The sequence below is a fragment of the Candidatus Villigracilis proximus genome (assembly GCF_016717045.1).
Lineage (GTDB): Bacteria > Chloroflexota > Anaerolineae > Anaerolineales > Villigracilaceae > Villigracilis > Villigracilis proximus.
In genome coordinates this window covers 1-10,241 of sequence record NZ_JADJUO010000035.1, presented here as the reverse complement: position 1 = coordinate 10,241, position 10,241 = coordinate 1, and the positions used below count along the sequence as shown (strand labels likewise).

Sequence of the window (10,241 nt, the reverse complement as noted above, 5' to 3'; positions counted from 1 at the left end):
TCATCCTTGATATTTTCGCGCAAATGCTCACACCAGTGAAGGCATGTTGCAAGTTGAACTTTCGCGCAGTCTGAATACAATCTGCCACGCCTCACCCGCGCCTGGACAATCTCCAAAGACAGGCGGGCGGCGGGCGGACGTGCCAGTTCCACCGGCGGCGTGGCTTGCGCGGCCCGGTGGAAACTCAGCTGCCAGTGGGACAAACGCGCCATCCGCAAACGCATCACACATATCAAGCGTGAACTCGAAAAGTGGAAGCTCATCGCTTGCGCTATCGCGCACAACGCAAACGATCGCGCATTCCAACCGTTGCGTTGGTTGGTTACACCAATGCGGGTAAATCCACTTTGCTCAATCAGATTTCAAAATCGGAAGTATATGTGGCGGATCAATTGTTCGCCACGCTCGATCCCACCACCCGCCGTGTGCAGCTTCCCGGCGATGATCTGGCATTGATCACAGACACGGTTGGTTTTATTCAAAAACTGCCAACATCGTTGATCGCCGCCTTTCACGCCACACTGGAAGAGATTGCTGAAGCCGACTTGCTTTTGCACATCGTTGACATTTCCCACCCCAATGCGCTCAATCAATATCAGCCGGTGCAGGAAACGCTGGCCGAGATCGACGCGAGTCACATCCCCATGATCACAGCCCTAAACAAAGCGGATCTGCTCAACCGTCCTGAAAATGCGCGCGAGGTTCTGAAAAGTTTTTCCAAAGCCGTTTCAATTTCTGCTTTGCAAGGGACCGGCGTAAAAGATCTTCTTCATTTGATCAGAGAAGAATTATACGAATCCTACAGCCCCATCCATGTGCGCCTTCCCTATCAACAGGGCGCATTGATCTCCCTCTTCCATGAATTGGGACAAGTGGAACGCGTGGAGCATGAACGCGGCGGTGTGGTTATGCAGGAAGACTCCCGGCAGGCTGCTGGCTCAATATACCCGGTGGCATGTCAAACCGCGCAGGAAGCGGAAGAAACTGGAAGGATCTGCTCAGGAGGAGGAATAATGTCAAAATTTCTGGATCACATGTCGGAATTTCTGGCACATCGAAAAGGATTGCTCCCCATCATCGGGCTGATCATGATCGTGATTAATTTGGGTCCTTCACTCGTTCTCCCCGGCGGTTTTTTAGCTACAACCAACCTGTTTCTGCACATCGGACTATTGATCGCCATTTTTGGCTTGATGTTATCGTGGGCGCTGTAAAGTCAAATTTACGGCATACTCCAGCGCAATACAGGGATTTTCTGAACAATCGCCACCACAACATAAGAAGCCAGAAACCCGAATAATCCAAGCAAGGGAATCATATATATAGAAGAACCAGCCGAAAACCAGGCCGCAATGAAGGGAATTTTCGAAAGCTCCGTAATGACAATCACGTGGACGAGATAAATACCAAAGCTTGCGCGGCCAAGCGGGGCAAGAAAAGCATAGGCGCGATCGCTCACGTGAACTTCACGAAGCAAAATAAAAGCCGTCACGGTCAATAATACAATGTTCACCCCCAGATAACTGACAAAGTACTGGGTGTTCCATTTAAAACAGGTTGGATTGAAGATCCAGAAACGCAGTTCCCACAGATAACATCAGAAATAGCGCCGCCAATCCAGCCAATTGATTGCGGCATATTCAAAAGCCCCAATACATGTCCGCATAAAATAGCCCGTATAACCGGCAATGAAATACAACTCAAACCCAATCTTCACCGGCAGAAATTCCTGCATCATGGAAAAGATCGGCAAACAAAAACCATAACGCAAAAATAATATAAATCCAATTTGGATGCGCGCGCCACAAAGACTCTCAAAATGGGCGTAAATAAATACAAGCCAATCAAGGCATAGAAAAACCACAAAATGATTCTCGCGCGGCCCGCGGATAATCTTGATAAGATAACTGGCAACAAGTTCCAGAGAAAAACCAGATTCCAAATCCTTCACGCTTCCACAGCAGATAAATCACCGACCAAATAAAAAAAGGAACAGCCACTTTGACCGCGCGCTTCCTGAAAAACACGCTGTAAGGCTCTTCTTTTTTCAACAACAAAAAGCCGCTCACCATAAAAAATAGCGGCACCGCTGCGCGCGAGATCACGAAATAATAAGTTGATACCAGAACCGGGCCGCCGCCCTCATATGAAATATGCGCCATGACAACAAGAAACGCGCCAAGTCACACGGATCAAATCCACCCAGCGAAGTGTTATGTTGGAAGAAGTGTTCATTCTAATTCCTGAAACCGAAATACCTGCTCAAAATATTATACCTTGCGTGAACAGGATAAATTGAATTCAGATCCACGTATGCCTTTATTGTCATCCGGTCGGACTCTCTTAATCAATACCTGATTGAAAAATACATCACCTCACACCGTTCGGGGAACTTTATCGCGCAACCGACACGCAGTAACAAACCGCTGGCGCTCACACTTCTGCCAAAAACAATTTCGGAAAATGCTGAAAGTTCAAACACATCGAAGCAGAGTCTGCCAGACTGCGCGCCATCTCGCATCCAAACATCGTTCCATATCTTGGCTTGCACCAAACCCCAACCACCGCCTTCCTGCTCGAAGAATGGATCAATGGGCCATCGCTCACCGAGATATTGAACAGAAAACCGATATCAGCAGTCGAAGCGCTTGTTTACACAAAGGCAATTTGCTCGGCACTCGAAGCACTGCATAAACAAAATTATCTGCATCTTCACATTGCGCCTGAACTCATACACATCAACAAACGCGGTGAAATTTTTCTCGGCGGCATCGGCGCGGCACAGCAAATTAATTCAATCATCGAATACCCGCACGACAAATATCCAAACCTTTATTTTTCACCGGAACAACTCAACGGTGAGTCACTCTCCCCCGCCTCCGATATTTATTCTCTCGCGGCACTTCTCTATGAACTGACCACCGCCGCATGGATCAACGGCAAAGACGCGCCGAAAACAAACGAGGCAATCCGGAAGGCGCATCTCGATCTCGCCCCGCCCGCCCCCATTAAATTAAACAAAAACATACCCGATCATTTCTCGCGGATGCTTCTGGGCACTGCGCAAACTGCCTGAAAGCCGACTCAAAACCACCACTGAATTGCTTTCCTCGCTCGCGCTTGCCGCTCATTTTTTCAGTGATGCATTCCGCTTCGCGTCGACCGAAACTGCTCCTGTCACTTCGGCAGTTCTTGAGGGATGGAGTTTCCTGCCGCCGCCCAAGCCGAACATCATCAGTGAAGATTCCCTGCCGCTCGAAGATCGAATGACAGCCATTGCACAGCCCCAAAACACAAGATCAGGGCTGGGCGTTATAGCCACCGCTTCGTGATCGTCCTGATTTTAGGGTTTTACATCCTTGTTCTGGCTGGTGCGCCCAGCGCCAATCACCATCCCGACGCCGATCAAATTCACGCCGTTTGCATCGAACTTCACCCCACCACCCACGTTCACCCCGCTCCCCAAACCCACCGACCCGCACGGCGGACGGATCGCATTCACCTGCACGCGCGGAGACTTCAACCAGTTATGCATAGTCAATCGTGATGGATCAGGCTACACAACTTTCAGATATGGAAGCCTCCAGTTACTACCCTGCCTTCACTCCTGATGGCAGTTCGTTTTTGTTTTCATCCAACCGCAACGGCCCATTTGACTTGTACCTTCTGCGCTTCGGCGAAAAGCAGCTTCAGCAATTGACACAAAATATCGGCAATGTTGTCTCGCCCGATTATTCTTCTGATGGACGCAGGATCGTCTTTGTCAATCAGGTTGGTGATGGATTGCCAGCCGTTTGGATGGTTAATTCAGACGGGCTAAACCCGCATCTGGTTTATGCAGGGGCCGATACCATCGTCGCTGCGACATGGGCTCCAAACGGCGAGCAGATCGCGTACGCCATGTCTGTTGGTGTGCCGCTGGAATATGAAATCTTCGTCATGGATGCGACCGGAAAAAATCACCGTCAAGTGTCGCGGGATTTGCAGGGCATTGGCGGGAGCATTGACTGGGTCGCCTGACGGAAAAATTTATTGATCTATGCCGGTCATTTGGGGATAAGGATATTTTTCGATTGATATTGCTTCGGGCAATTCCATTCAGCTTACCGATGGCGGCAACAATGCAGGCGCGTCATATTCGCCGGATGGTTTGTATATTGTTTTTAATTCACTGCGCAACGACGATCAGGCGGATTTATACATCGTGGATGGTTCAAATCAGGTGCAGCTTACCAATCACCCCGAGCCGGATTGGGTTCGCGGTGGTGGAGTAAAACTCACAGACGAAGAAATGCATTTTGGGCGGAATCAATTGTCGGCAGCGCGAAGCGTGAAGCGGAACTTCATCAAAACAAGGCGTTAACTTTTACGCACTAAAATCCTCCTAAGAGAGTGTTTCTTAAGTAGTTGGGTAAGCTTGAAGAATGACCAAATTCAAGCAAACCTACCCAACCGACCTCAAGTATACCGAATGGATGATGATTACAGACTTCTTTCCTGCCAGCCCTATGGGACGTCCTCGTAAATGGGAGATGTGGCAAATTATCAATGCAATCTTGTATGTCGTTCGCACGGGATGTCAGTGGCGGATGCTGCCCAAGGATTTTGCGCCTTGGCAGACCGTGTACGGTTATTTTAGACGTTGGAAGCGTCAGGGTCTGTGGGAGCGCATTAATGAAGCGCTGGTGAAGCAAGCGCGTGTGAAAGCGGGACGTGATCCAAAGCCAAGTGCCGCGATTATTGATAGTCAAAGCGTGAAGACATCGGAAGGCGGCGAACAGCGTGGTATCGATGTGCATAAACAGACACCTGGGCGTAAACGCCACATTGTTGTAGACACTTTGGGCTTGCTTTTGATGGTTTTGGTTCATAGCGCCAGTATTCAAGATGCTCGTGGTGGCTCGTTTACTTTACAAAAGCTATTCGATCAAATCAAGCACAGTGTTCATAATCGTTGGTGTCGCTTGAAATTGATTTGGGCAGATGGCGCTTATGTTTCTATCGTGGAAGAAGTACGCAAACATTTTGGTTGGAAGTTGGACATTGTGCGCAGATCAGACAAAGCCAAAGGATTTGAAACCCTGCCACACCGTTGGATTGTCGAGCGCACCTTTGGCTGGTTGGGTTGCTATCGTCGCCTATCTCGTGATTTTGAACATACTGTTTCATCCAGCGAATCGGTTGTTTATATCGCCAGCATTCGACGTATGCTGAAATTAGCTACAAATTGACTTAAGAAACACTCTCTAAATGGTTTTTTATAACGCGCGTGATGATACTCAATAAAAATCATTACAAATTGTCGTTGAATTGGTATTACAAAGACCTTTACATGCAGAAAATTTATTGTATGATTGACTCATAAATGGCGTTTTTCCCGGCTCGACCACCGGGGGAGGCGCTGTTAGTCTTTAATCCCAGAAAAGGAAGTTATATGAATGTCAAAGCAACCAAGTTCTTATCTGTCTTCTGTTGAGGCCGCCCGAAGGCCGATGGCAGTGGAAACGGGATCTATTCGTTGGAGCCCATCAAAAAGGGTGAGCTCGTAGCCGTTTTTCGGGGGCGTCGTTTACGAATGGGACGCCTTTATTCACCTTCCTGACCGTGAGCGCAGTCTTTGCATCCGGGAGAAGATCGTCATTTCCCGCGTGCCGCGCCCCATTGGTGAAGGAGATTATGTCAATCACTCGTGTAATCCGAATGCAGGTCTTTCGGGCCAGATTGGACTCGTTGCAATGCGAGACATTGAAATCGGCGAGGAAGTTTGTTTTGACTATGCCATGAGCGACACCATGCCCTACGATGAATTTAATTGTGGGTGCGGTGCCTACATGCCGCGGACAGTTGGCGGCAATGACTGGCAGAAGCGAACTTCAAAAGCGCTATGCGGGATTTTTCGCTCCGCATGTTCAACGTAAAAATCGATGCGCAGCGCAAGGAAAAACGCGCTTTCGAACAAGCCATTCGTATGGCAAAATCACCGAAATTTTCTTCATGGCAGCAGCCCCGATATACGAATAACAAAAAAGGTCTCGTGAAAATTCGCGAGACCTTTTTTCAAATGCCTCAAGACAGCAGTTTTGGAATGACAAACCCACTCACCCGCCTGTTTGGTGTGAACAGCCTTTGCCAGTAAATCTTGATCGATTAATTTATTCAGTGCGCGGTTTGCCACTTCGCCGGGCCAGCCAAATAATTTGGTGACATCCCGCATCTGCGCTGCGCCAACGAGGTTGAAATATAGTTCCAACAATTTGAGCCGCGCTTGTGATTCGGTGATCTTGCGCGCCTGTTCGGGCAGATCGGGAAAATGACGCGGGACGACTTCGTAAATATGTGAATATTTCCATGCGCCCGCCCGCGACACCGACAGGCAGAATTTTGAAGTCTCTTTGTAGTTGTTCAAGGGCTTTGTTGAATTCAGAATCCTTTGCGTTGGATAATTTCGACATTTTGCGTAGATCCAAAGGTGTTTAATGCGCCGTTTTCAAGCAGGGTTTCGTAGACCTGTTTGAGGCTTGTGTCAAACGGCCTTCGTGATAGCTGATCATATAATCTTCATCGGGGAGCCGTAATTTTCAGAGAGCGCGTAAAAATATGGGGCGATCCTCAAGCGAGATCATGGTCGCCTTGCCGCGCAATATTTTTCCGTAATACCAGATCTTTTATTGAGGCGTTGTCCTTCCAGCCCCATGTAATATGACCGGGATCATCGTGCTTATCAGCCACGGGTCGATCACCCGCGACGGCTGTCCACAGCGAAGGCAGGTCAATGCCTTTGATGGGCCAAAAATAAATGAACCGCGCGCGTTGAAGAAGGTCAATGCCCTGGATGGAGATGAAAGCCTTTTCGCGGGCGGCAGGTGAAAGGTCTGGGCGCGATGCGTGGATAGTTTCTTCAAATTGATCTGAGACACGCCCCAATTGTAATTGACTTATAATATGCAAAAAGGAGAATTTTATGTTTGCGCTTCAAACTTTTATATCATGGCCTTCACTCCTGAAAAAATGGAAAACAAGTCGCTGATGGGGTCTGCAAAATGGCTTCTGACAGACTCGCCGCCAAAGACAAAGACTTTGCCCAACGCACAGCCCTGATTGGAAAAACCACACGGATTACGTTTTCCAATCAACAGCATATTCGATGATGCACACACCGCAAAATATGCAAGCCCCAGTGGGCGGATGGTTGAAAAATGAAAACGCGCCATTCAACCCAACGCTTGAGATACCTTTTTGTCCATGGAATGAAAGACCCGCAGGAAGGGATAACTTTTCCTTTTTTATTTCCACATGCAGCAAACTCATCCGGCAATATTGGCCAAAGTAATTCCAAAGAACTGTTTTTTCAAAAGACAGCCGCCATAAACTGGCGGCTGTCTTTAAATTGTGCAACCAAATCGAAAACAATGCGTAAATATCTTTGAACATCCCCCAAGCTGGGATAAGTTACTTTTCCAAAGGACAACACTATGAAACCTATAAAATTGATCGTCGCACTGTTTATCATTTTCTCTATTCGTTGCAGCCTGCGGAACAGCCCCGGCCACCGCAGAAGCCACCCCTATCCCCACGGTCATCGCCGACAGCACCATTATTGCCGAAGGTAAACTGGAACCGATCCACTATACGGAATTGGCCTTGAACGCCAGCGGACTCGTCAGCGAAGTGTTATTCAGCGAGGGAGATGAAGTCGTTGGCGGCGAGTGATTGCCCGCTTGAAATCCAACGAAGCGCAAACTCTCGAAACCGCGCAAGCCAAAGCCGCCACAGAGTTGACCGCCGCCTACCAAGAAGTGCGCGACGCGCAATTCAAACTCGATAACTTCGATGTGCCGGTTGACTTTGACGGAATGACTCCATCCAAAGCAGTCGATGAAATGCTGGTCAAATTAAATCAGGCACGCGCCGATTTCGAGCCGTATAAAACCTCAGCGAACGCAGCCTCACCGAGACCGAAGCCGGGAAAAACAGCGGCGTTGTCACCGGCACAGCCAAGATTTAAAGCGCGCGCTTCGATGATGCCCGGGCACGTTACCGCAAAGCCATTTTGTGGCCCGAACTCGAATCGACTCTGCAAAATGCGAACTCGCGCCTGAGCCTCGCTCAAAAAGATTATGATGCCCTGCAAGACCCGTCTTTCTCGGCAGATACCGCGGAACTCGCGCCGCGCTCGCCAGCGCCGAAGTACGCGCCCCCTTCCCCGGCCTGATCACAGACCTCAATCTCCAAAGTCGGCGAATTCGCTTCGGGTCAGCCTGTTATCACCATTGCCGATAATTCAAAGTGGGTTGTCAAAACCACCGACCTGACCGAAATTGACGTGGTGAAAATTAAAGAGGGTCAGGCTGTAACAGTCACGCTGGATGCGCTTCCCGGTGTTGAGTTGAGTGGCAACGTTCTCTCCATCAGCCAGAATTTTTCTGAAAATCAGGGCGATGTGGTTTACGAAGTCACGATCCTGCTCACTGAAAAAGACCCCGCCATGCGCTGGGGCATGACAGCAATCGTCAAATTTACGGAATAAAAAAACGCATCGCGCCGGACTTTAGAACCGATTCCGATCAATAGAGAGAGTGCGTCGCACCAGCATCGAAGAGACAATCTTAAACGAGTAGATTTTACTGGTTTACGAGATTCTTCCACCCGTTCAGTGCGACGCACCATCCACCTCAAACATCCGCGCAAGAAAGGCACGTACTCGCGACACTCTTTCAAAAAACAACAACAGCACAGCCGCCAGTCACCCGATGATTGACCTGCGCGAAGTAAATAAATTTTACAAAACAGCCGTCGGTGATTATCACGCGCTTGACAATGTAGATCTGCAAATCAACGCGGGTGAGTTCGTCAGCATTATCGGCAAATCGGGCAGCGGCAAGACAACTTTATTAAACATGATCACCGGTATCGACATTCCCACCAACGGCGAAGTGTGGGTCAATGACACTGCGGTGCATAAATTAAGCGAAAACAAAATGGCGCGCTGGCGCGGAAAAAATCTCGGCGTGGTGTTCCAGTTCTTTCAGCTTCTACCGATGATCTCCGTCATCGAAAACATCATGCTGCCGATGGATTTCTGCCGAACCTATCCCATGCGCGAGCGGCATCAACGTGCCATGCAATTGCTTGAACTGGTCGAACTCGCCGATCACGCGCACAAACTTCCCACCGCCCTCTCCGGCGGACAGCAGCAGCGCGTGGCAATTGCCCGCGCACTTGCCAACGATCCGCCCGTGATCATCGCCGATGAACCGACAGGCAACCTTGACTCAAAGACAGCCGAGTCTGTATTTACACTGTTCAACGATTTGGTCGCGAAAGGCAAGACCATCATCATCGTCACACACGACAGCGCATTGGCAAAACGCACTCACCGCACAGCGCTGATCGCCGACGGCGAGATCGTCAACGAATATGTGGCGAAGGCCATGCCCACACTCACCGCCGCGCAATTACTGCAACTCACCCGCACAGCGAAAGCACAGCAATTTGATCCCGGAACGATGATCCTTTCTGAAGGCGCGCACGCTGACACGTTCTACGTCGTTTCAAAAGGGACAGTGGAAGTGATTCTGCCGCGTGCGAATCAATCGGATGTGGTCGCGCTTCAACTCGGACCTGGAAAATGTTTCGGCGAAATTGAATTTTTCCACGAGAAGAAACATCTCGCTTCTGTGCGCGCGTCTGAAAGCGACGGTTTGAGGTGCTCTCCATCGGCTACGATCAACTCAAAGAATTTCTGGATCAATTCAGTTACGCGCGAAGCGCTGCATCAGATGGCAGATAAGCATGAAGATGAGAATCTGTCTTTTCGGGGAGTATCCAAATGAGCTCGCGCTGGAAAAAAGTCTGGGCTGATTTTTGGAGCAATCGCGGACGCACCTTTCTAACCATCATGACGATCATGGTGGGAACATTTGCTGTTGGCTTTAACAGCAACATGGGCGCGTACATGATGGAAAGCATGGACGGCGATTATCTTTGCGAACCCGTCTGAGGCGCAGGTGTACGCCAACCCGCTCACCGATGACATGGTGAAGATCGCGCGCACGATCCCCGGCGTGGATCAGGTGCAGGGATTTTCGTCGGTCGGCGCGCGCATTGTGCGCCCTGATGGTACTTATGTGGATGTTAACTTTATTGCACTCGAAGACCCAAGTCAGTTGACCTTGAATTTACTCAAGCCCGCCGCAGGTGAAACCACAATTCCGGCTTACGGAAAAAATGAAACCATTTTT

17 protein-coding genes and 1 pseudogene are annotated in these 10,241 nt (G+C 49.4%); 12 read left to right on the top strand and 6 right to left on the bottom strand.

Annotation, left to right across the window (positions count from 1 at the left end):
* A partial coding sequence (locus IPL71_RS23600; RefSeq protein WP_345325901.1) for a hypothetical protein occupies nt 1-203 on the bottom strand: 203 nt, incomplete at its 3' end.
* 63 nt (nt 204-266) lie between these two features.
* Here IPL71_RS23600 and hflX point away from each other — a divergent pair.
* Nucleotides 267-1,214 (top strand): GTPase HflX, encoded by a 948-nt coding sequence (gene hflX / locus IPL71_RS23595; protein ID WP_345325900.1) that lies wholly within the window; start codon nt 267-269, stop codon nt 1,212-1,214.
* 8 nt (nt 1,215-1,222) lie between these two features.
* Here hflX and IPL71_RS23590 read toward each other — a convergent pair whose 3' ends face one another.
* On the bottom strand, nt 1,223-1,513 hold the full coding sequence (locus IPL71_RS23590; protein ID WP_345325898.1) for an acyltransferase family protein: 291 nt from the start codon (nt 1,511-1,513) through the stop codon (nt 1,223-1,225).
* 331 nt (nt 1,514-1,844) lie between these two features.
* A pseudogene (locus tag IPL71_RS23585) lies at nt 1,845-2,168 on the bottom strand (acyltransferase family protein); the annotation flags it as partial.
* Between the two features lie 314 nt (nt 2,169-2,482).
* On the opposite strand from IPL71_RS23585, the gene IPL71_RS23580 reads away from it, so the two are divergent.
* Nucleotides 2,483-3,076, top strand: coding sequence for a protein kinase domain-containing protein (locus IPL71_RS23580; protein WP_345325905.1), 594 nt, complete (start codon nt 2,483-2,485; stop codon nt 3,074-3,076).
* A 25-nt stretch (nt 3,077-3,101) separates the two neighbouring features.
* Entirely contained in the window at nt 3,102-3,332 is a 231-nt protein-coding gene (locus tag IPL71_RS23575) for a hypothetical protein (protein WP_345325896.1), read from the top strand.
* An 11-nt stretch (nt 3,333-3,343) separates the two neighbouring features.
* Here IPL71_RS23575 and IPL71_RS23570 read toward each other — a convergent pair whose 3' ends face one another.
* Entirely contained in the window at nt 3,344-3,535 is a 192-nt protein-coding gene (locus IPL71_RS23570) for a hypothetical protein (protein WP_345325894.1), read from the bottom strand.
* A gap of 8 nt (nt 3,536-3,543) precedes the next feature.
* Between IPL71_RS23570 and IPL71_RS23565 the strand changes: the two genes are divergently transcribed.
* From IPL71_RS23565 to IPL71_RS23550, 4 genes are all read left to right on the top strand, one after another.
* A complete protein-coding gene (locus tag IPL71_RS23565) occupies nt 3,544-4,020 on the top strand; it encodes a TolB family protein (protein WP_345325892.1) in 477 nt (158 codons plus the stop codon).
* 130 nt (nt 4,021-4,150) lie between these two features.
* Entirely contained in the window at nt 4,151-4,363 is a 213-nt protein-coding gene (locus IPL71_RS23560; protein WP_345325890.1) for a hypothetical protein, read from the top strand.
* Between the two features lie 61 nt (nt 4,364-4,424).
* On the top strand, nt 4,425-5,231 hold the full coding sequence (locus tag IPL71_RS23555; RefSeq protein ID WP_345325888.1) for an IS5 family transposase: 807 nt from the start codon (nt 4,425-4,427) through the stop codon (nt 5,229-5,231).
* A gap of 417 nt (nt 5,232-5,648) precedes the next feature.
* Entirely contained in the window at nt 5,649-5,918 is a 270-nt protein-coding gene (locus IPL71_RS23550) for an SET domain-containing protein-lysine N-methyltransferase (RefSeq protein ID WP_345325886.1), read from the top strand.
* 74 nt (nt 5,919-5,992) lie between these two features.
* On the opposite strand, the gene IPL71_RS23545 is transcribed toward IPL71_RS23550, so the two are convergent.
* Together IPL71_RS23545 and IPL71_RS23540 are read right to left on the bottom strand one after the other, a co-directional pair.
* The gene (locus IPL71_RS23545; protein ID WP_345325884.1) at nt 5,993-6,406 is read right to left on the bottom strand and encodes a hypothetical protein; all 414 of its coding nucleotides are present in this window, start codon (nt 6,404-6,406) and stop codon (nt 5,993-5,995) included.
* A 203-nt stretch (nt 6,407-6,609) separates the two neighbouring features.
* Nucleotides 6,610-6,924 carry a hypothetical protein gene (locus IPL71_RS23540; RefSeq protein ID WP_345325882.1) on the bottom strand — a complete coding sequence of 105 codons (315 nt, stop codon included), beginning with the start codon at nt 6,922-6,924 and terminating at the stop codon, nt 6,610-6,612.
* Nucleotides 6,925-7,718: 794 nt separating this feature from the next.
* Here IPL71_RS23540 and IPL71_RS23535 point away from each other — a divergent pair.
* The 5 genes from IPL71_RS23535 to IPL71_RS23515 all read left to right on the top strand — a co-directional run.
* Nucleotides 7,719-8,099, top strand: coding sequence for a hypothetical protein (locus IPL71_RS23535; protein WP_345325880.1), 381 nt, complete (start codon nt 7,719-7,721; stop codon nt 8,097-8,099).
* 125 nt (nt 8,100-8,224) lie between these two features.
* Nucleotides 8,225-8,527 (top strand): HlyD family secretion protein, encoded by a 303-nt coding sequence (locus IPL71_RS23530; RefSeq protein ID WP_345325903.1) that lies wholly within the window; start codon nt 8,225-8,227, stop codon nt 8,525-8,527.
* Nucleotides 8,528-8,750: 223 nt separating this feature from the next.
* Complete coding sequence (locus tag IPL71_RS23525) at nt 8,751-9,833, top strand: ABC transporter ATP-binding protein (RefSeq protein ID WP_345325878.1); 1,083 nt, start codon at nt 8,751-8,753, stop codon at nt 9,831-9,833.
* Nucleotides 9,830-10,000 carry a hypothetical protein gene (locus IPL71_RS23520; protein ID WP_345325876.1) on the top strand — a complete coding sequence of 57 codons (171 nt, stop codon included), beginning with the start codon at nt 9,830-9,832 and terminating at the stop codon, nt 9,998-10,000. Before IPL71_RS23525 ends, IPL71_RS23520 begins: the two co-directional genes overlap by 4 nt.
* Before the next feature lie 7 nt (nt 10,001-10,007).
* The coding region (locus IPL71_RS23515) for a hypothetical protein (RefSeq protein WP_345325874.1) at nt 10,008-10,241 on the top strand (234 nt) is incomplete at its 3' end.